Genomic DNA, 20015 nt, shown 5'->3' with positions numbered 1-20015 from the left:
TCGCTACTATGTTTCGAATAATTATTCATAACACATGCTTATGGAAATCAGGCACGTTCGCTACTTCCTCGCGATCGCGGATGCCGGCAGCTTCACACGCGCGGCCAGCGAACTCGGCATTGCGCAGCCGGCGCTCAGCCAGGCGCTGAACCGGATGGAGAAGGAGCTGGGGGTCAGGCTGTTCGACCGGTCACGGCGCGGCGCGGCGCTCACGCCGGCCGGGCTCGCGATGGTCGACGACCTGCGCCTGAGCGTCGCGCGGCTCGACGCGGCCGCGCACCGGGCAGGCGAGATCGGCGCGCAGCGCGCCGGGCGCCTGACGATCGGCTTCGTCAGCGCCGCGCTGTTCGACACGCTGCCGCGCGCGATCCGCGCGTTGCGCGAGAGCGCGCCCGACGTAGAGCTCGTGATGAGCGAGATGAGCAATGCCGAGCAGGCGATCGCGCTCGAGCGCGGCGAGATCGATATCGGGCTGCTGCATACGCCGGTCGCGGTCAACGGCAGGATGCGCGAGAAGCTGATCCGGCGCGATCCGCTCGTCGCGGTGCTGCCGAAGGATTTCCCGCGCCAGCCGGGCGGCGCCGTCACGCTGGCCGAGCTTGCCGCGGCCGGCCTCGTGTGGTTTCCGCACGATCAGCTGCCACTGATCCGCGCCGGCATCCTCAGCGCGTTCCGCCAGGCCGGCCATGCGGTGGACATCGTGCTCGACGTCAACCGCACGCTGACCGTGGTCGCGTGCGTCGCCGCCGGATGCGGCGTATCGCTGCTGCCGCGCTCGATCCATGCGTTCGCCTTCGACGGCGTTGTATACAGCCCGATCCGCGACGGCGCCGCACTGCCGAATTTCGAACTGAGCGCGATCTGGCCGGCCCGGTCGCGCCCGACGCTCGCGGACCGCTTCGCCGCGCTGTTGCCGTCGGCCGACACGCGCGCCTGAGCGGCATGCGGCCGGGCGTGACGCGGCAAGCGTTCCGGCAACCGCCCGGGATGACACAGGCGCGCCGACGAACCGCACGGCCTTCCTCGGCACGAATCCGATCGGCTCCCGTTCGTCATGCCGTTCGTCATGCCGTTCGTCAACCCCGTTCGACGACGCACCGCGCCCTGTATGCCCCGCGCTCGCCTGTCGCGTTACGCCAGGGTCGCCGTGGCCTGCATCGTCAGCCAGCCGTCGCGATCCTTCGCCCACAGCTCGATCGTCCGGCCATCATCCGACGGCTTGCCGCATAGCGTGAACGGCTCCCCGTCGAACGTCGGGCGCACCGCGCGGAACGCGAAGCTGGCGAGCGTCGCGTCGGGCCGTTCGCGATGCACGAGATCGACGAGCAGCGTCGCGATCAGCGGGCCATGCACGACGAGCCCCGGATAGCCCTCCTCCTGCGTCACGTAGCTGCGGTCGTAGTGGATGCGGTGACCGTTGAAGGTCAGCGCCGAATAGCGGAACAGCATCACCGCGTCGGCCGTGACCGTGCGCGACCACGTCTCGCCTGCCGGCGCCGCGACCGGCTTCGACGCCGGCGCGCCCGGCTGCGGCGCATCGCGATAGACGATGTCGTGCTCCTCCTCGACACACAGCTCACCGTCACACTCGACCCGGTGCTGCACCGTCACGAAGACGAGCCGGCCGCTGCGGCCCGTCTTGTCCTCGAGGTTCTCGATCGTCGATTCGCGCGTCGCGCGCCGCCCCGTGCGCAGCGGCGCATGGAAAGTCAGGCGGCCGCCGGCCCACATGCGGCGCGGCAGCGGCACGGGCGGCAGGAAGCCGCCGCGCTTCGGATGGCCATCGGGGCCAACTTCAGCCAGTGGCGCGACGGTCAGGAAATAGAGCCAGTGCCACATCGGCGGCACGACGTCGCCGGGTGACGGGCGGTCGAGCGTGGCGGCCAGCGCGTTCAGCGGAAACGCGGTGATGTCGTCGCCGAGCGTTTCGGTCTTGCCCAGCCACGCGTCGAGCGACGTCGGGGCGGGCGGCTGCGAGGATGAAGGGGACACGTGCGGAATCTCCAGGTGGCTTGCAACGGCCTCAATATGCATGCCGCGCGCCGTTTCGCGAAGCCGGATTTGCCGAACCCCGGCTTCGAACCTGCCTGACCCGCGAGCGGCCCTGCAGGACGACTTTCATCTGACCATTCGATCGCAGCCGCCAAACGCACCACCCGTGCCGGCAAAACCTTACAGCTTGACCATCCCCGGCACGCCGCCTAAATTGCATCAGATGGGCCTGCCGCGCCGCGTGTGACGTGTCATCCGGGTGACAAAAACGATAGTTTGCTATCGAATTAATTTGCCCCTATCATCTCGCCCATGACCAATCTGCACGACCTCCGCCTCGCCGTCAGCAGCCTTCTCGTGCTGTCCGCGCGCAAGTGGCGCCGCACCAGTGACGGCGTGCTGACTACGTACAACGTGTCCGAGGCGTGCGCGACGCCGCTGCTGATCGCCGGGCGCCTCGGCGAAGGCGTGCGCCAGGGCACGCTCGCCGAATACGTCGGCATCGAAGGGCCATCGCTCGTGCGCCTGCTCGACCAGCTGTGCGCGGCCGGCCTCGCGCGCCGCGACGAGGATCCGCACGACCGTCGCGCGAAAACGATCTCGCTGACGGCCGCCGGCCGCGCGGTCACCGCGAAGATGGAGGAAGACCTTCGCGTGCTGCGCGCGCAGGTGCTCAAGGGTGTCACGCGCGCCGATCTCGAAGCGACGCTGCGCGTGCTCGACGCCTTCAATGCGTCCGAGCCGCACACGCCCGCCGCGCGCGCCTCCCACACCGGTGACGCCACGTCATGACCTACCCGAGCCTTCGCGACTGGCTGTTCTCGGGCAAGACGTTCGCCGCGTCGATGCTGGCGCTGTATCTCGGCCTGTATTTCCAGTTGCCGCGCCCGTACTGGGCGATGGCGAGCGTCTACATCGTGTCGAACCCGTTCGTCGGCGCGACGCGCTCGAAGGCGCTGTATCGCGCGCTCGGCACGGCGCTCGGCGCGGCCGCCGCGATCTTCTTCGTGCCGCCGTTCGTCGAGACGCCGCTGCTGTTCGCGATCATCGTCGCCACCTGGTGCGGCACGCTGCTCTACCTCGCGATCTCCGATCGCACCGCGCGCAGCTACGTGTTCATGCTCGCCGGCTACACGATGCCGCTGGTCGCGCTGCCGACCGTGACCGATCCGTCCACCGTGTTCGACGTCGCGATCGCACGTACCGAGGAGATCGTGCTCGGCATCGTGTGCGCGAGCGTGGTGGGCAGCGCGATCTTCCCGAACCGGCTCGCGCCGACGCTGATCGAGCGCACCGACGCGTGGTTCAAGGATGCCGCGTTCTACGGCCGCGAGACGCTGTCCGGGCACATCGCCGGCAAGGCGCTGTCCGCATGCCGGCAACGCCTCGCGGCGACCATCACGGGCCTCGAATTCCTGCTGAGCCAGCTGAGCTACGACCATGCGCACCCGCGCGTCCTCGCGCGCGCGCAGGCGCTCGCGGGCCGGATGCAGCTGTTCCTGCCGCTGATGTCGTCGCTCGCCGATCCGTTGATCGCGCTGATGCGCGACCTGCATATCCGGCCGGCCGGGCTCGACGAGTTGCTTGCCGATGCCGCGACATGGTTCGACGCGCCGCTGCCGGCCGTCCGGGCCGGCGCCAACGGCGACATGACCGACGACCCGGTCGCGCAACGCCTGCGCGAACGCATCGCCGCGCTGCAGCCGGCCGACGACGCGCTCGCGAGCTGGGACGGCGCGCTGCTGTCGAACGCGCTGTGGCGGCTGCGCCAGGTCATCGACATCTGGCAGGACTGCCGCTCGCTGCGCGCGCTGATCGGCAACGAAGCGGGCGTCTGGCAGCCGCGCTACCGGCACTGGCGGCTTGGCGGCACCGAGCGCTTCTTCGATCGCGGGATGATGCTGTTCTCGACGCTGACCGTGGTCGCCGCGATCGTGTTCGCGAGCTGGCTGTGGATCGCGTCCGGCTGGCACGACGGCGCCGCCGCCGTCACGCTCGTGGCCGTGTCGTGCAGCTTCTTCGCCGCGCTCGACGAGCCCGCGCCGCTGGTGTTCAAGTTCTTCCTCGCGACGACCGCGAGCGTCGTGTTCGCGGGCCTGTACCTGTTCGTCGTGCTGCCGCACGTGCACGATTTCGCGATGCTCGTCGTGATGTTCGCGGGCCCGTTCATCCTGATCGGCACGCTGCTGCCGCGCCCGCAGTTCAACATGGTGACGATGCTCGTCGCCGTGAACACGGCCACCTTCATCAGCATCCAGGGTGCGTACGACGCCGATTTCTTCGTGTTCCTGAACAGCAACCTCGCGGGTGTCGCCGGGTTGTTGTTCGCCTATGTATGGACCCGTGCGACGCGGCCGTTCGGTGCGGAACTCGCGGTGCGGCGCCTGCTGCGCTCGGGCTGGGAAGATGTCGCGCGTTCCGCGTCGACGCAGCCGCTCGACGACCAGCGCAACCACGCATCGCGGATGCTCGACCGCGTCACGCATCTGCTGCCGCGCCTCGGCGCGTCCGACGATCATCGCCACCCGTCGATCGAGAGCTTCCGCGACCTGCGCATCGCGCTCAATGCGCTCGACCTGCGCCGCTCGCGCCGCCGGCTGTCGGGCGACGTGCCCGACGCGATCGATCGCGTGCTGGCCGGCGTCACCGACCACTACGAACGCTGCGCCGCCGCGAACGCGCGCCAGCCGGCACCGCCCGCGCTGCTTGCAACGATCGACGATGCGCTGCGCCGCGTCGCGGGCCGCAACCTGCCGGGCGCCGCGCCGGCCGACGACGGCACGGCGCCCACCGCGCCCGCCGCACCGGCCACGCCCGCCACGCATCGCCGGCTGCGCGACACGCTGCACGCGCTCGTCGGCCTGCGCCTGTCGCTGTATCCGGCCGCGGCCGGGCAGGCGCCGCAGGCGCCGGACGGAGCACGCGCATGATCCCGCTTTCCCATCCGTCCTTCCGACCGCGACCATGATCGGCGAAATCGACATCTTCGGCGTATTCGTGCCGGCCCCGCTCGTGCTGATGCTGATCGCCTACCTGATCAACATCGTCGTGCGCGCCGTGCTCGAGCGCGTCGGCTTCTACCGCCTCGTCTGGCACCGTTCGATCTTCGACCTCGGCATCTACGTGTTCGTGTTTGCCGCCGTCGTGATCGTGTCCCACCATCTCGTGGCTACCTAACGTGAAAAAAACCTGGCTCTCGGCAGGGCAAATCCTGCTCACCCTGATCGTCGTCGTCGTGGCGGCCATCGTGCTGTGGCGCATCGTCAACTACTACATGTTCTCGCCGTGGACCCGCGACGGTCACGTGCGCGCCGACGTGATCCAGGTCGCGCCGGACGTGGCGGGCCTCATCACGTCGGTGCAGGTCGCCGACAACCAGGAGGTCAAGCGCGGCCAGGTGCTGTTCGTGATCGACCAGGCGCGCTACGCGCTCGCGGAACGGCTCGCCGAAGCCACGCTCGCGCAGCGCCGCGCGACGCTCGCGCAGGCGAAGCGCGAGTACGCCCGCAACCTGCAGCTCGGCAACCTGGTCGCGAGCGAGCAGGTCGAGGAAAGCCGCACGCGCGTCGAACAGGGCGAAGCGGCCGTCGCCGATGCGCAGGTGTCGCTCGACACCGCGAAGCTGAACCTGCAGCGCACGACGATCGTCAGTCCCGTGGACGGCTACCTGAACGACCGCGCGCCGCGCGTCGGCGAATACGTGCCGGCCGGCCGCGCGGTGCTGTCGGTCGTCGACCGCAATTCGTTCCGCGTCGACGGCTACTTCGAGGAAACCAAGCTGCGCGGCATCCACATCGGCCAACAGGTCGACATCATCGTGATGGGCGAGCCGCGTGCGCTGCGCGGCCACGTGCAGAGCATCGTCGCCGCGATCGAGGATCGCGACCGCACGCAGGGCGCGAACCTGCTGCCGAACGTGAACCCCGCATTCAGCTGGGTGCGGCTCGCGCAGCGCGTGCCGGTGCGCGTCGTGCTCGACGAGGTACCCGACGATTTCCGGATGATCGCGGGCCGTACCGCGACCGTCTCGATGCGCGAAGCCGACACGCGCCGCAACGACCAAACGAAGCCGGCGGCCGGCGCGTCGGCGGTCGCCGCACCGGTATCGACGGCTTCCGGCACGGCCGCCAGCGCGACAGGAGCATCGCAATGAAGCGGCACGGTCTGCGCCTCGCCGCGACGCTCGCGCCGCTTGCGCTCGCACTCGGCGCGTGCAAGTCCGTCGGCCCCGATTACACGCTGCCGCAGCAGGCGTACGTGAATGCGCCGCTCGCGAACCATGCGCTCGACGATGCGAACCGCACGCTCGTGTCGCGCGACGCCGTGCCCGGCAACTGGTGGCAGCTCTACGACGACCCCGTGCTCAACGCGCTCGTGCGCGATGCACTGAAGTCGAACACCGACCTGCGCGTCGCCGCGGCCAACCTCGCGCGTTCGCGCGCGGCGCTGGAAGTCGCAAGCCAGCAGGGTGGCTTCTCGGGCGGCGCGGAAGCCGCCGTGCAGCGCGCCCAGGAGTCGGCCGAGCAATACCTGCTCGAGAACAAGCTGCCGATCGTCAACGAAGGCGCGGTCGGCATCAACGTGTCGTACGAGATCGACCTGTTCGGCAAGCTGCGGCGCGGCGTCGAAGCCGCGCGCGCGGACAGCGAAGCCGTCAGGGCCGCCGGCGACCTGGCGCGCATCACGGTCGTCGCCGACGTCGTGCGTGCGTACGTCGAATCGTGCTCGGCCGGCGACGAGCTGGCTGTCGCGAAGCAGTCGCTCGCGCTGCAGAAGCAGCGCGTCGCGCTATCGCAGCGGCTGCGCGATGCCGGGCGCGGCAACCAGACCGACGTGACGCGCGGCGTGACGCAGGTGCGCACCCTCGCCGCCGATATCCCGCGCTTCGAAGGCCGCCGCAAGGTCGCGCAATACCAGCTCGCCGCGCTGCTCGCGCGTTCGCCGGCCGACCTGCCGAAGGCCGTTGCCGAATGCGAGCGCCTGCCGAAGCTGCGCCAGCCGATTCCGATCGGCGACGGCGCCGCGCTGCTGCGCCGCCGCCCAGACGTGCGCGCAGCCGAGCGGCAACTCGCGGCCGCGACCGCGCGGATCGGCGTGGCGACCGCCGCGCTGTACCCGTCGATCAGCATCGGCGCGTCGGCCGGCTCGGTCGGTGTCGCCGCCGACCTGTTCTCGTCCACGACGAATCGCTGGTCGTTCGGCCCGCTGATCAGCTGGTCGTTCCCGGTCAACGGCCAGCGTGCCCGCGTACGCGAGGCCGAAGCCGCGACGGGTGGCGCGCTCGCGCACTTCGACGGCGTCGTGCTGAACGCGCTGCGCGAAACGCAGTCGAGCCTCGCAACCTATGCGGCCGACGTGCAGCGCATGGAAGCGCTGCGTACTGCGTATGAATCGGCACGCAATTCCGCCGACGAAACGCATCGCCTCTATCTGGCCGGCCGCGAGTCGTTTATCTCCGATCTCGACGCGACGCGTACGCTGACGAGCGCGCAGGCGCAGGTGGCAGCCGCCGAAGGCCAGGTCGCGACCGACCAGGTGCGGCTCTTCCTCGCGCTTGGCGGGGGGTGGGAATCCGACGGTACGACGGCCGCACCGGACGTCCGCCCCGACGCCACGCGCACCGCCGCGACACCCGCGACCAGCGAGTAATCACGGCAGCGCAGTCATCTTCAGGACATCACGCGCATCTGGCGAAACGCTTGGCGGCGGCGAGCTTTCCTGATGCGCGCCATAGCGTCGGAAGGACGACGAACCCCCACGTTGACGGTAAACTGGCCGATGCATTTCCATTCATCTTTTGCCGCTGAACCCCCAGCAGCATCCACCCGGAGATCCATCATGCGAACCAGCGCCCGCAACCATTTCGCCGGCCAGGTCAGCGCCGTCAAGACCGGTGCCGTCAACGACGAAATTACGCTCCACACGCAGGACGGCCTCGACATCGTCGCCGTGATCACCCACGGCAGCGCGGCTTCGCTGGGCCTCGCGGCAGGCTCGAAGGCATTCGCGCTCGTGAAGGCGTCGTCGGTGATCGTGATGGTCGACGTCGACAGCAGCAAAGTGTCGGCCCGCAACTGCGTCGCGGGCACCGTATTGTCGGTCGCGAAAGGCGCGGTCAATTCGGAAGTCGTGATCAAGGCCGCGGGCGGCGCCGAGATCGTCGCGATCGTCACCAACGACAGCGTCGATCGCCTCGGCCTCGCGAGCGGCACGGCCGCGTCCGCGATCTTCAAGGCATCGAGCGTGATCGTCGGCGTCGAATGAACGCATGACGATTGCGATGGCAACCCGTTTGGCACCGCGCATTCACGCGAATCGCGACGTGCGGCTGCCGGTCGGATGCATGCGATGACAACCGCGTTCGATCACGCTCGGCAACGGGCGCTGCAGTCGTTGCTGTCCGCGGCGGCCAGTGCCGACACACCCGATGCACGCCTGTTCGGCGCACTCGTTGCGGCACGCGCGCGCCGCAACGAACTCGGGCTGCTCGGCCTGTCTCGTCGTCAACTGGCCGGCCTGCTGACGCGGCAGTTTCCGCACCTGCCTGCGGCCGATGTCGCAGCGCTCGCGCCAACGGCCGCGATGGCAGTGCTGCCATCCCCTCACGCGGCGTTCGTCGCAACGCTGCACACGCGGCTGATGAACGACGCGAATCCCGCCGCCGACCGCGACGACGCCGGCTGTCTCGCGTCGATCATCGCGCACGCCTGCCTTCGCCCCGATCATCTGTGGCGCGATCTCGGGCTCGACGGGCGCGACGCGGTATCCGCGATGCTCGATCGCTATTTCCCCGCGCTTGCCGCGCGCAACGTCGCTCACCTGCGCTGGAAGAAATTCCTCGCACAGGAAGTGGCCGCCGCGCTCGATGTACCGTCGGGCCCCGCCCCCGGGTGCCCGGGCTGCGAGGATTTCGGCTTTTGCTTTCCCCACGCGCGATAACCACCGCGGCTGCCGGGCTGCTCATCCGAGTCGTCGCATCGCTATCCGGAGAACCCGCCCCATAAACGGTTACCTTGCGCACCGTATCGCCTGCTGGTCATGACGCGCTCAATGCCGGTGCCGGTGATGAATGTCCGGAAAATGCGCATGGCTGTGCGTGATCGGCAGATGCACGTGCGGATGCGTGTGCGGTTCGTTGCCGTCGTACGCAAAATCGTGCGCATGCTGATGATGTTCGTCGTGCCGATGCCGATGCGTGTGCTCGAGTGGCTCGTGCGTGTGCGTGTGTTCATGTCGTTCGCGAACGTGCAGCCAGATCCCGAGCGCCATCAGCACGGCAGCGATCCAGAACGTCCCGGGCGGCAGCGCGGGCCAGATCAGCAGCGACAGCACGACGCCGAACAGCGGCGCGATCGAGAAATATGCGCCCGTGCGCGCGCTGCCGAGATGACGCAGTGCGACGACGAACAGCACGAGGCTGATCCCGTAGCCGCCGAGCCCCGTCAGCATCGCGGCAGCCGTGACCGGGACAGCCGGCAGCGTCGCGCCGGTCGCCAGCGCGATGCCGATGTTCACGGGGCCGGCGATCAGCCCCTTCGCGCACGCGATGACCATCGCATCGTTTGCGGCCACCTTGCGGGTCAGGTTGTTGTCGACCGCCCAGCACAGGCATGCGCCGACGATCAGCAGCGCGCCGACCGGCACGCCTGCGTGGCCCGGCGTCCACGACAGCAGCGTGCCGCCGGCGACGATCGCGACCATTCCGAGGAACACCTGCGAATCCACGTTCTCGCGAAACACGACCCACGCGATGACGGCCGTCAGCACGCCCTCGAGATTGAGCAGCAACGCACTCGTCGCCGCTGGCGTGCTCGACAGCCCGAGCATCAGCAACGCCGGGCCGGCCACCCCGCCCGCCGCAATCGCGCCAGCCAGCCAAGGCAGGTCTGCACGCTGCAGCGGCGCGGCGCCTGCGGTCGTCGCCTGCCGGTTGTGCAGGCGACGAAGCAGGATCCCGATACCGAGCCCGACGCCGCTGCCGAGATAGAACAGGCCGGCGACCATGAACGGCGACATCGCGCCGATCAGCGCCTTGGCGAGCGGTGTCGCGGCGCCGAACAGCGCGGCAGCGGTGAGCGCGACGAGAATCGCGGAATGTCTCGAGTGCATGATCCGGTTCGAATTGACGTTGAAAGACGCTGGCCGTCGCAGCGGGTTGCGTCGCGGTGGGCTTTTCGACCTTTCGCAATGCAAGCTGCATGGCAGCCGGCGAGCTTGCGTGCGACCTGACGACATCGACGAGATTATCGCGCGTCAGCATGTCACGATGACCGAGTGGGATCGTCCACGCGTCAGTCGATAGTTTCGGCATGCCTTTATTTTAGGAACACGAATCAATCGAAAGAAGCGTCGCCGTATGCGCGGCATGCGTACCGTTCATGCGCAAACGACACAGTCGAGACAACGCGCGTGCAGCATCGATCGGCGAACTTTCTTCGTCCGGTCGCGTGGTCTGTTCGAGGTGGGATAGATAAGCGCCCGGCACGTCGAGCACCGGTGGGAGCAGTCCTGACCTCCCTCGGTCGAGGCAGGTCGGACTGTCGGGTCATTCACCGCAGGCGATGTGCCTGCGGGAAAGCGCCGTGCAGTATGCAGCGGCGCGGTGCGGATTACGCGTTTCCGGCCGTTTGCTGCTCGACCTGCGGCGCTGCATCGGCTTGTGCTTCCACGTTTGCCGCTTGCGGCTCGGCGGCGGCCTCGGCTTGCTGCTCAGCCTTCGGCTGCTGCGGCGCGCCCTTGGCCGATTGCCCCGCGCCCTTGTTGCCGGGGCGACGAGCCTTCAGGCGGCGTGCCCGAGCTGCATCGTCATGCGTGACACGCCCTGCTTCGTTACCCTGCAGATCGACCCGCACGGCGTCTTCGACGAGGCACGACCAGTAGCGGTTGCCACGGCACCACGTCGACATCGCTTCGCGCAGTTCGGCTTCGTTGAGCCCGACGGCCTGTGCTTCACGTGCGAGGTCGTCCCAGATACCGACCTTGAGCGGCACTTTGGGGGCCGGATTCTTCGGGAACGCACGTGGAAACTTACGCTGCAGTTTGCCGATCGCAACGATGACCGGATCGACCGGCGCCGACGGCTTCGCCGGAGCCGGCTTCGCGCGGTGCGCTGCTTTGCCGCCGGCCGCAGCCGGCTTGGCGCCACGCTGCGGCTGGTCGCCGGACTTCGGCTTCGCGCCGGTGTCCGCCGGCGCTGCCGGCCGCTTCGCGTTGCGCTCCTGCTTGGCCTTCGCTGCGAGCTGCGCCCGCAATTCGGCAAGTTGTTCAAAACCCATAAATTCAATCCACCAGGAATATAAGGTGTGGTTCGTGCGGCCATGCCGCGCGGCGCACAAGCTTCGCCGCCATGCGTGCGACCCCTCTGCCGCCGATGCGGAACACTACGGGGCCGCATCGCGCACGCCACTCTGTTTTCAGGCACCCGGCCACGATGCCGGACAAGGCAGGAGTGGAAGTATACCGGTACGCGCGGCGGCCGGTTGACTCACTGGTCTGCGTTGGCCCGATTCGGTGTACCGGAAATGCGTCGATGCGGTCGTGTTGCGCATTATATGGATACGTTTCCGGAAGTCACGCCGTTCACGCTCGTGGGCGGAAATCGGGGCCATTTTCCGTGCTGCGATTGCCCCGGCGACACCGATCGACGCCCGACACGTGGTATTCCGCCTCCGGACGTCGAACGCGATCCCGCCGCATCGGCGCGCCTCGGCCCCGGCTGCGCTTCTGCATCCCGGGCAGCGGCGTCGGCTGCGAGCGAATCAATGACCACGACGATGGATCGGCGCAAGTGCCGTACCCATTCGACAGCATCGGTGCCCGCATACGACTCGTTGCGTCCGCATCCATCACGTGGCGCACGAAGAGGCCGAAAAGTGCGTAGTATGGCCGGATCGATGTCAACGGCAGCGTGCGTCGGCCCGTTTCGCCGAGCCCCACCGGCGACCCGCCGCCATCCCGCTTGCCTGCCAAAAGAACGAACCGGTTGTACGAAACGGAGCAGAGACATGGTTCCCCCACACGACATCCCGCACGACGGCATCACGCGCGAGGAGATTCACCATCGGCAAATCGACATGCGCGGCTATCGGCGCAGCGACGGCCGGTTCGAAGTAACGGCCTGCCTCGCGGACCGCAAAACCTTTGATTTCACGCCGCCGGGCGGCACGCGGACGGTCGCTGCGCTGTCGCCGATCCACGACCTCGGTGTGACGCTGGTCTTCGACGCCGACATGGTCGTCCGCACCGTGTCCACGTTCCTCCGGTCGCATCCATATGCGCAGTGCCCGGGCGGCGGTGACTCGCTGCAGGCGCTTGTCGGACTGAGCATCGGCGCGGGCTGGAACAGCGAGATCCGCAAGCGCCTGCCGTCCTGCGATACGTGCACGCACCTGAAGGAGTTGCTCGGCCCGATCGCCACCACGGCCTATCAGACGATGGTCGGCATGCGGAAGTCGTCGCTCGAGGCGCGCGACAGCGACGGGAAACCGCTCAAGATCGATAGTTGCCATGCCTACGGCGCATCGCGCGATCTCGTGAAACGACTTTGGCCCGAATATCATCGGCCTTCCGAGGCGCCAAAGGGCAGTTAAGGGCCGGGCGTTCGGCCAGTGCCGTATCGGCAGAATGCGCGCGTCGCGTGCACCACCGGGCGTCGAACAGTCGTCGCAGTTGCAGCACCGGCAATCAAAAAACGCCCAGTGCAAGCCCCGCTGCGAGACCGGCGCCCAATTCGGCACAGCGCGCGAGATCGGCGGCGTCGATCGTCTTCGCCGCGAGGATGCGTTCCGGCGTCTGCGCGTGGGTACAGACGATCAGGCCAGGCGCCACGTTCTTCAAGCGCCATCCGGTCGCGATCCGGTCGATCTGGCGCAGCGCGTTCTGCCCATCGCTTCCCGCGCAGATCATCACCGCATACGGGCGGCCGTTCACGCGATCGAGCGCCGCGTAGTAGCAGCGGTCGAAGAAATCCTTCATCAGCCCGGACATTGCCGCGAGATTCTCCGGCGTTGCGAACAGATAGGCGTCGGCGGCCAGTACGTCGTCCGCGCTCGTCGCATCGGCGCGCTGCAGCCTCACGTCGACGCCGGTTTGCTCGCGCGCAGCACCGGCGGCCGCTTCGGCCATCTGTTGCGTGCCTCCGGTCATCGTGTGATAGACGATCAACAGCGTCTTCATTCGTCGTTGCTCACGTTCGGTTCAGGTGCGCTGACGGCATCGCCGATTTCCGCTGAATGGCCAGAGATCCGATAAGACATCCCGCGGTCGCTTTCCTGGATCTGCCGGTTTGCCGGCGCGTCGTTACGAAGCACGTTCCGATCATGCATGTTGCGCCAGGTTCGATTCGCGCAAGTTCGACCGGATACACACACGGTCAGTCCGTTACGCCGCGCGATGCGTCGGTATGTTCCGGCTGCGCGTAGTACGCGAGAAACATGTCGGCGGCGGATTCAGCGACTTTTTGTTGCGCCGGCTCCGCGAGCGGCGGTTGGCCCATCGTTATCTGCGGCCAGAACGCAAATGCCTTCACGACACCGTGCAGCTGATGCGCGGCAAACACCGGATCGGTGACGGACAGGCGTCCGGCCGCCGCAGCCGTCCGCACCCAGACCGTCATGTCTTCCTCGCGTTCTCCGAGGCGCTCGACCATGTCACGCGCACGTTCCGGCGAATGGATGGCCGCACCGATCGCGACGCGTGCGAGCGACAGAAATGCCTCATCGCTGAGCAGACGCATCTTGCGATCCAGCAACGCAAGCAATTGCTCGCGCAGCGGCACATCGGCACGATAGGTTGGCGAACTGCCTGTCCGGGTTGCATCCCACAATTTTTGCAGGATGGCGGCGAACAATGTTTCCTTGCCCGGGAAGTGGTTATAGACCGTGCGCTTCGACACGTCCGCACGCGCGGCGATGCGGTCCATGCTGGTCGCGTCGTAACCCGACGCGAGAAATTCCTCGATGGCCGCGTCGACGATGGCCGCGCGCTTTCGATCGGTCAGGCGCTGAGGGGGAGTGCTGGTATCCATCCAGAAATTTTACACCGGGTAGTTTACTTATCCCAGAAATAAACTACACTGTTTAGTGTACTTTCTCTTCCGGACGAACCGACATGGCATCGCCTCTCGTTTTGATTCACCGCATTCTGGGTTTGGCGGCCGCCCGGCGCGGCCGCGCACTGTCCGGCGGCTCGCCGCAGCACAATGGCGAGCGTTTCAGCAATGTCGCGCCCCGTCCGGTCGAGGGGTTGAGCAAGACGCTCGGGATCGCCTGGAACATGCTGTTCAACAAGCCGCGCCATACCGTGCCCGCGGGGCGGCTACCCGTCGATTCGTTGACGCGCGCCGCGCTCGACACGGCGCCCGATCGCAGCCTGTACCGGCTTGGCCATTCGACGCTGCTGCTCAAGCTGCGCGGCGAATTCTGGCTGACCGATCCCGTGTTCGCCGAGCGCGCGTCGCCGTTTCGGCGCGTTGGTCCGAAGCGTTTCCATGCGCCGCCGATCGCGCTTGAAGATCTTCCGCCGCTGCGCGGCGTGATCCTGTCGCACGATCACTACGATCATCTCGACCGCGACACGGTGCTCGCGCTCGCGGCGACCACCGGCGTGTTCGTGACAACACTGGGTGTCGGCGACCGCCTGATCGAATGGGGCATCGACGCGAAGAAAGTCCGTCAGCTCGACTGGTGGCAGAGCGTCGACGTCGCCGGCCTGACGCTGACCGCGACGCCTGCCCAGCACTTTTCCGGGCGCAGCCTGTTCGACGGCAACAGCACGCTGTGGGCGTCCTGGGTCATCGTCGACGACGACTTGCGCGTGTTCTTCAGCGGTGACACCGGCTACTTCGACGGCTTCCGGACGATCGGCGAGCGCCTCGGGCCGTTCGATGTCACGCTGATCGAAACAGGCGCATACGACGCGCAATGGCCGTATGTGCACATGCAGCCGGAAGAGACCGTACAGGCGCACATCGATTTGCGCGGACGCTGGCTGGTTCCGATTCACAACGGCACGTTCGATCTCGCGATGCATCGCTGGCAGGAACCGTTCGAGCGTGTCACGGCACTGGCGATCGTGCGAGGCGTCGATCTGTCGACGCCCAGGATGGGCGAGCGCCTCGCACTCGACGAACCGCATCGCGGCGAGCGGTGGTGGCGCACGGTGGACGAGCGCGTGACGTCCGTTGCCACGAAATCGCGCCGCTGGACGCTTTGCGCGTCGCAGGCCGCGAAGTAAAGTCCGCCGACCGTTGTACATTTTTTCCCCGGAGCGCGGCAATGCCGCAGCTCCGGCAGGCGCGTTGCCGGCGTACCCGCACGTCGACGGGCTGTCTGTAGATCCGATTACCTGAGTAGAGAAGTCATGCATCCGGCACCCGTCCGATACGCCCCCGGCCACCCCGTCGACGACGCCACCATCGCCGCATTCAACCCCGTTGCCCCCCGATCAACGAGCCGCAGCCGGGAGAACGAATTGCGGCAGACGCTCGCAGAGCGCGTCGCGAGATGGACGAAAGACGTCGATCACCTCACCACGGCCATTCCGAACCTGAGCCTCCATCGAAGGGAGGCGACAACGCAGCCGATGGACTGCATGGTCGAGCCGAGCTTCGGTCTCGTCGTCCAGGGCACGAAGCGGCTCATTCAGAGCGGCGATGTGTATCTCTGCGACGCCAACCGCTTTCTGATCACGTCCCTCGACTTGCCGGGTTCGACACAGGTCATCGAAGCCAGCCGCGAAAGGCCATTTCTCGGAATCGGGCTCAAGCTTGATTTTCGCGTCATGGCTGAATTGATGGCGCAGGTCGCAGCGGATCACGAGGAAGCCCCGGCAGGCCGCGGCCTCGTCGTCGGCGATATGAACGAATCGCTCTATGACGCGGTGAATCGCTTGCTGGCGTTGCTGGATGATCCGAACGCCATCGCAGTTCTCGCACCGTACGTCGAGCGGGAAATCTATTACCGGTTGTTGACCAGCGACCAGGGTGCCCGCCTGCGTCAGATTGCGTCCGCCGGCAGTCAGGGCAACCGCGTGTCGCGGGCGATCCAGTGGTTGCGGACCCATTACGACGAGTCGCTTCGGGTCGACGATCTGGCGGCGCAGGTACAAATGAGCAGTTCGACCTTCCACCACCACTTCCGCCAGCTCACCGGCATGAGTCCGCTGCAGTACCAGAAATGGATACGGCTCAATGAGGCGCGTCGACTGATGCTGTCCGAGCGGCTCGACGCCGCGTCGGCCTCGTTCAGGGTCGGATATGCAAGCCCGACTCAGTTCAATCGCGAATACAGCCGGTTGTTCGGTAATTCTCCGCGGAGAGATATCGATAGCCTGCGAAGCGGAACGGATGTCGCTCTTTCGGTCGCGGCGACGTATTGATCACCGGGACGGTACCGGAGATGTGAGATACCGCGGTTGGTGGTATCCGCGGAATGCGTGGGTCGCCCCTTCATGCGCGAAGGGGCGACCCGCTTGAGCCAGACGAGCGCAGCGAGATGCGCGCTAGTTGCTTGCTCCGAAGTGATTGCTCGGCAGGCCGCCGCGAATTCAAATTAAGTATCGGGCGGTGCGCGGGCGCCTCGCGGCGTCGGACCTGTATCCGAAATCGCAAATGTTCATCGGCTAGAGGCAAGTCATTTCATATCGATCTCATGAATTGATGAGGACCATGCCGTCTCCGCAACCAAGTCGTCTTAGTACCCTCCGGACGCTCGGCCACAAACGCTGCAGCGCTGGGAGTCTCGCGCCACGCTGCGAACCATCGATTTGCGCGGTGAAAGTGTGCGTTGTCACGTGACAACTCTCGCCGATAGACCGGCGTGGGCACCCAAGAAGTCGCTCGACGCCTTGTCAAGATGCATCTGATTCGCCTCGGTTCGATTTATCTCGGCATCAGATCGACTGGATACGTTTCGAATACAACATTTTACGTATCGTTAAGTACATATCGAACCGCATTCACACCGTCTCTTGCTCGAAGAGTGCGAAATGGCCATACGCCCCTATTTACAAGGTTAATCTTGCCGATTTGGCGTGAAACAACATGAAGAATATAGCGCAACCCATTGCCAGATAAGGATTTCCGCGAACACCGAATTTCTTGGAAATGTTTCACGATCCGGCCCGTTTGAGTTGTTAGGTGGCCATCAACACTGCGGTTCGTCACAAATTGGAGCCTCATTTGCATAGTTGCCGAGCAGAAGCTCGACTGTACTGGTTACGTAACTCATGGGTACGCGCGGCAAAGCCCGCACCCTCCCCTTCCGGACAATACGCGCGCAATGTTGGTCTGACCGCCTCAATTAAATAGGGTCACATCAATAGCATCAATGACACTCACTCGTAGGCGCGACCCAGCAAGCTGACCAGCGCCTTTCTTCTGGTACGCGATTGCAAATAGTCAGCGATGGAGCCCTCGTGCCTGCAGACCAATTGGTGACTAAGGCTTTTCGACATAGGCGCCCCCGACACGCGGCGCAACCCGCCGCTTCGACACGCAATTTCCCCGATACAACACTTCAGTTGTCACGTGACAACGCCCCAGCCAGTTCACCCAGGAAACTGCATGTCGCGACGAGATCGCGATGCGAATCTCTTCTTTGGCGATCCACGCGCCCATGTCCTATGAAGTCCGATCACAACTCGTCCTGGGGGGCGATTCGGCACCGACGCGACCTGCCGCACCGCACCGCACCGCACCGCACCGCACCGCACCGCACCGCACCGCACCGCACCGCACCGCACCGCACCGCACCGCACCGCACCGATTGTCACGTGACAACTCGTCGTGCCGGAAACAGTCATGCCAAAAACCCAAAGGGAGATTTCGAGCGTCGAATGATCTCGCCATAGCTTTAAGTGCAATCGAAGGAGAGATTTTCTGGCGCCGGACTACGTTGAGAAGGACCGAATCCCGCTACTTGTCACGTGACAACCAAGATTCCTTTCGACGCCCATGAACTGACTAGCGGAAACCGTGGTGATTTTTACCGCGAACACCGCGACATCAAGCGCCCCGTCTTCATCTCCATTTGCCAACGCAGCCATCGACATCGAGATCTATCGAATTTTTTCTCGATCTTCGTACGTACTTTTCGATCTCGGTCGTCTATTTTATTTTTACTCGATCATCAATCATGACTGACTCATTGGCCGTTTGGCCCACTTGTCACGTGACAACCACATCGATCCTTAAGACATACATCGCATCGAAGGCTTTTCTGGACATTTTTGCAATAACTGCATATATTACGCAAAACTCCGTGGAGGAATTTAATGGCTTTCAAGATCGCCGTCAGTAATCAAAAAGGTGGGACTGGAAAGACAACCATCTCCGTCAATATCGCCGCCGCATTCGAAGCCGGCGGCAACAAGGTCGCGCTGATCGATGCCGACCCTCAAGGAACGTCCGTCCGGTGGGTGACGAGCGGCGAGAACACGCTGCCGATGACGGTTCTCTCTCTGGCCCCTGCCGGTCGCGGCATCGGCGGCGAGATCAAGAAACAGGACGCGAACTTCGACGTGATCGTGGTCGACTGTCCTGGCAACCTCGAAGACCCGCGAATCGCCTCCGTACTCGAAGTCGCCGACTTTTGCCTCGTGCCGCTGTCACCGTCGCCAGCCGATCTCTACAGCACGGTCGCGATGATCCGCATGATCGAGTCGATGCGAGCCGTCCGTAACCCAAATCTTTCTTCCGCATTAATGCTGAATAGCGTTAATGGAAAAACTAAAATGCGTGAAGAAATTTTAAAAATTCTAAGAGCTGAAGAAATAGGGGAGCATCTGCTCGACAGCCAGATCGCGCAGCGCGAGGTCTACCGTCAGACGTTTGCGCTCGGCACCACGATCCATCACCACAATCGTTATCTGAAGGGCCTGAAAGAAGCCCGTGCGGAAATCGAAAAGCTGGTCACGGAAATGGCCCAATACATCGCGTCGACGCGCGCTACCGGAGCCGCCCATGGCTAAGGACACATCGAAAGACAAGAAGCCGACCGGCAACCTGCATCTCGCAGCCGGCCTGCTGCGCGGACTCGCGCAGGAGAATGCGGCGCTCGAAACGCGGCTGCCCGAACCGGCGGCTGCACCGAACGTCGTCGGCGAAACGGCACCCGCCGGCGCTCCGGCCGCGGCCACGCCGGCCAGCGCACCGGATCTTGGCGCGCCTCAGAAGGTATTGGTCAAGGATTGCATTCCGAACCCGTTCAACCCGCGCGTGTTCTACTCGGAGTCGAGCCTGCACGAGCTCGCCCTGACACTGAAACGGGAAGGGCAGATCGAGCCGATCAAGGTTACGCGGCTCCCGGAGTTTCCCGGCAAGCTCGTGGTGATCGACGGGCAACGCCGGCTCCGCGCGACGAGCATCAACGGCGATGAAACCATCAACGCCACGTTCCGCACGGATCACACGCCGGAGCAGCTCTACACGATCGCGTATCGCGCGAACCACGACCACGAACGCCAGACGATCTTCGACGATGCGGTCGCGTGGAAGCGTCTCCTCGACGAGAAAGTCTTTTCCGACCAGAACACGCTGGCGGAAAAGATCGGCAAGGACAAGGCATCGATCAGCAAGACGCTGTCGCTCAACGCACTCCCGAACACACTCCTGGAGCGGATGGCTAGCGCGAACGACGTGGTCGGCCTGCAGGCGGCGTACTTCCTGAAGCTGATCTTCGAACGCCTGGGCGAGCCGACTGCCGACCGGCTGTTGACGGCCGTGATCGACCGGAAAAAGTCGGTTCGTGATCTGGAGAATTTCCTGCGTGCACAAAGCGACGGCAGCAAGAAAGCGGGACGTACGCGTTATAGCGTTCGCCATGACTTCGCGCTCGAATCGCGAGCGATCGGCCAGTTGAAAACCTATCCGGACGGACGTCTGGATCTGCAGCTCAAAGGCGTCGACGCATCGCATCAGGAAGCGCTCGCCGACAAGCTCAAGACCGTCATCGATGCGTACGTTGCCGAACTGGCAACGGCCACGCAACAGTAACGCGCGAAAAGCAGAAGGCCTCGCATCCGCG

At 65.4% G+C, this 20015-nt stretch carries 18 protein-coding genes; 13 read left to right on the top strand and 5 right to left on the bottom strand.

The annotated features are described in order from the left end of the window. The first annotated feature begins 40 nt into the window (after window positions 1–40). A complete protein-coding gene (locus tag LGM89_RS24860; protein ID WP_089499007.1) occupies window positions 41–937 on the top strand; it encodes a LysR family transcriptional regulator in 897 nt (298 codons plus the stop codon). Window positions 938–1131: 194 nt separating this feature from the next. Here the strand turns inward: LGM89_RS24860 and LGM89_RS24855 are convergent, their stop codons facing one another. Continuing rightward, on the bottom strand, window positions 1132–1992 hold the full coding sequence (locus LGM89_RS24855) for a MaoC family dehydratase N-terminal domain-containing protein (RefSeq protein ID WP_226274237.1): 861 nt from the start codon (window positions 1990–1992) through the stop codon (window positions 1132–1134). Window positions 1993–2304: 312 nt separating this feature from the next. On the opposite strand from LGM89_RS24855, the gene LGM89_RS24850 reads away from it, so the two are divergent. From LGM89_RS24850 to LGM89_RS24820, 7 genes are all read left to right on the top strand, one after another. After that, complete coding sequence (locus LGM89_RS24850) at window positions 2305–2784, top strand: MarR family winged helix-turn-helix transcriptional regulator (protein WP_206137821.1); 480 nt, start codon at window positions 2305–2307, stop codon at window positions 2782–2784. Beyond that, complete coding sequence (locus LGM89_RS24845) at window positions 2781–4922, top strand: FUSC family protein (protein WP_226274235.1); 2142 nt, start codon at window positions 2781–2783, stop codon at window positions 4920–4922. The genes LGM89_RS24850 and LGM89_RS24845 overlap by 4 nt, the downstream gene beginning before the upstream one ends. Window positions 4923–4956: 34 nt before the next feature. Continuing rightward, window positions 4957–5169, top strand: coding sequence for a DUF1656 domain-containing protein (locus LGM89_RS24840; protein WP_011350409.1), 213 nt, complete (start codon window positions 4957–4959; stop codon window positions 5167–5169). A gap of 1 nt (window position 5170) precedes the next feature. Further along, entirely contained in the window at window positions 5171–6145 is a 975-nt protein-coding gene (locus LGM89_RS24835) for an HlyD family secretion protein (protein WP_089499010.1), read from the top strand. After that, a complete protein-coding gene (locus tag LGM89_RS24830; protein ID WP_089499011.1) occupies window positions 6142–7641 on the top strand; it encodes an efflux transporter outer membrane subunit in 1500 nt (499 codons plus the stop codon). The genes LGM89_RS24835 and LGM89_RS24830 overlap by 4 nt, the downstream gene beginning before the upstream one ends. 189 nt (window positions 7642–7830) lie before the next feature. Beyond that, window positions 7831–8256 carry a TOBE domain-containing protein gene (locus LGM89_RS24825; RefSeq protein ID WP_089499012.1) on the top strand — a complete coding sequence of 142 codons (426 nt, stop codon included), beginning with the start codon at window positions 7831–7833 and terminating at the stop codon, window positions 8254–8256. 84 nt (window positions 8257–8340) lie between these two features. Next, a complete protein-coding gene (locus tag LGM89_RS24820) occupies window positions 8341–8931 on the top strand; it encodes a nitrogen fixation protein NifQ (protein WP_089499091.1) in 591 nt (196 codons plus the stop codon). 108 nt (window positions 8932–9039) lie between these two features. Here LGM89_RS24820 and LGM89_RS24815 read toward each other — a convergent pair whose 3' ends face one another. Further along, window positions 9040–10101, bottom strand: coding sequence for a DMT family transporter (locus tag LGM89_RS24815; RefSeq protein WP_089499013.1), 1062 nt, complete (start codon window positions 10099–10101; stop codon window positions 9040–9042). 500 nt (window positions 10102–10601) lie between these two features. Beyond that, a complete protein-coding gene (locus LGM89_RS24810) occupies window positions 10602–11267 on the bottom strand; it encodes a ProQ/FinO family protein (protein ID WP_089499014.1) in 666 nt (221 codons plus the stop codon). 729 nt (window positions 11268–11996) lie between these two features. Between LGM89_RS24810 and LGM89_RS24805 the strand changes: the two genes are divergently transcribed. Further along, entirely contained in the window at window positions 11997–12581 is a 585-nt protein-coding gene (locus tag LGM89_RS24805; protein WP_089499015.1) for a DUF2889 domain-containing protein, read from the top strand. A 94-nt stretch (window positions 12582–12675) separates the two neighbouring features. Here LGM89_RS24805 and LGM89_RS24800 read toward each other — a convergent pair whose 3' ends face one another. After that, window positions 12676–13167 carry a flavodoxin family protein gene (locus LGM89_RS24800; RefSeq protein WP_089499016.1) on the bottom strand — a complete coding sequence of 164 codons (492 nt, stop codon included), beginning with the start codon at window positions 13165–13167 and terminating at the stop codon, window positions 12676–12678. A 196-nt stretch (window positions 13168–13363) separates the two neighbouring features. Then, window positions 13364–14017, bottom strand: coding sequence for a TetR/AcrR family transcriptional regulator (locus LGM89_RS24795; protein ID WP_124578686.1), 654 nt, complete (start codon window positions 14015–14017; stop codon window positions 13364–13366). 83 nt (window positions 14018–14100) lie between these two features. On the opposite strand from LGM89_RS24795, the gene LGM89_RS24790 reads away from it, so the two are divergent. From LGM89_RS24790 to LGM89_RS24775, 4 genes are all read left to right on the top strand, one after another. Then, window positions 14101–15225, top strand: a complete 1125-nt coding sequence (locus tag LGM89_RS24790; protein ID WP_226205273.1) for an MBL fold metallo-hydrolase — start codon at window positions 14101–14103, stop codon at window positions 15223–15225. A 126-nt stretch (window positions 15226–15351) separates the two neighbouring features. Next, the gene (locus LGM89_RS24785) at window positions 15352–16368 is read left to right on the top strand and encodes an AraC family transcriptional regulator (RefSeq protein WP_226274234.1); all 1017 of its coding nucleotides are present in this window, start codon (window positions 15352–15354) and stop codon (window positions 16366–16368) included. A gap of 1896 nt (window positions 16369–18264) precedes the next feature. Further along, on the top strand, window positions 18265–18960 hold the full coding sequence (locus tag LGM89_RS24780) for a ParA family protein (protein WP_031398033.1): 696 nt from the start codon (window positions 18265–18267) through the stop codon (window positions 18958–18960). Next, a complete protein-coding gene (locus tag LGM89_RS24775; RefSeq protein WP_089499021.1) occupies window positions 18953–19984 on the top strand; it encodes a ParB/RepB/Spo0J family partition protein in 1032 nt (343 codons plus the stop codon). Before LGM89_RS24780 ends, LGM89_RS24775 begins: the two co-directional genes overlap by 8 nt. Window positions 19985–20015 lie beyond the last annotated feature (31 nt).

The organism is Burkholderia sp. AU31624, from assembly GCF_020420065.1.
Classification (GTDB): Bacteria; Pseudomonadota; Gammaproteobacteria; order Burkholderiales; family Burkholderiaceae; genus Burkholderia.
This window is presented reverse-complemented; position numbering and strand designations above follow the sequence as displayed.

Bases quoted from the DNA above. Each gene is read 5' to 3' on its own strand.
- LGM89_RS24860 (WP_089499007.1), top strand. From the start codon at position 41: ATGGAAATCAGGCACGTTCGCTACTTCCTCGCGATCGCGGATGCCGGC.
- LGM89_RS24850 (WP_206137821.1), top strand. From the start codon at position 2,305: ATGACCAATCTGCACGACCTCCGCCTCGCCGTCAGCAGCCTTCTCGTG.
- LGM89_RS24845 (WP_226274235.1), top strand. From the start codon at position 2,781: ATGACCTACCCGAGCCTTCGCGACTGGCTGTTCTCGGGCAAGACGTTC.
- LGM89_RS24840 (WP_011350409.1), top strand. From the start codon at position 4,957: ATGATCGGCGAAATCGACATCTTCGGCGTATTCGTGCCGGCCCCGCTC.
- LGM89_RS24830 (WP_089499011.1), top strand. From the start codon at position 6,142: ATGAAGCGGCACGGTCTGCGCCTCGCCGCGACGCTCGCGCCGCTTGCG.
- LGM89_RS24825 (WP_089499012.1), top strand. From the start codon at position 7,831: ATGCGAACCAGCGCCCGCAACCATTTCGCCGGCCAGGTCAGCGCCGTC.
- LGM89_RS24820 (WP_089499091.1), top strand. From the start codon at position 8,341: ATGACAACCGCGTTCGATCACGCTCGGCAACGGGCGCTGCAGTCGTTG.
- LGM89_RS24815 (WP_089499013.1), bottom strand. From the start codon at position 10,101: ATGCACTCGAGACATTCCGCGATTCTCGTCGCGCTCACCGCTGCCGCG.
- LGM89_RS24810 (WP_089499014.1), bottom strand. From the start codon at position 11,267: ATGGGTTTTGAACAACTTGCCGAATTGCGGGCGCAGCTCGCAGCGAAG.
- LGM89_RS24805 (WP_089499015.1), top strand. From the start codon at position 11,997: ATGGTTCCCCCACACGACATCCCGCACGACGGCATCACGCGCGAGGAG.
- LGM89_RS24800 (WP_089499016.1), bottom strand. From the start codon at position 13,167: ATGAAGACGCTGTTGATCGTCTATCACACGATGACCGGAGGCACGCAA.
- LGM89_RS24795 (WP_124578686.1), bottom strand. From the start codon at position 14,017: ATGGATACCAGCACTCCCCCTCAGCGCCTGACCGATCGAAAGCGCGCG.
- LGM89_RS24790 (WP_226205273.1), top strand. From the start codon at position 14,101: ATGGCATCGCCTCTCGTTTTGATTCACCGCATTCTGGGTTTGGCGGCC.
- LGM89_RS24785 (WP_226274234.1), top strand. From the start codon at position 15,352: ATGCATCCGGCACCCGTCCGATACGCCCCCGGCCACCCCGTCGACGAC.
- LGM89_RS24780 (WP_031398033.1), top strand. From the start codon at position 18,265: ATGGCTTTCAAGATCGCCGTCAGTAATCAAAAAGGTGGGACTGGAAAG.
- LGM89_RS24775 (WP_089499021.1), top strand. From the start codon at position 18,953: ATGGCTAAGGACACATCGAAAGACAAGAAGCCGACCGGCAACCTGCAT.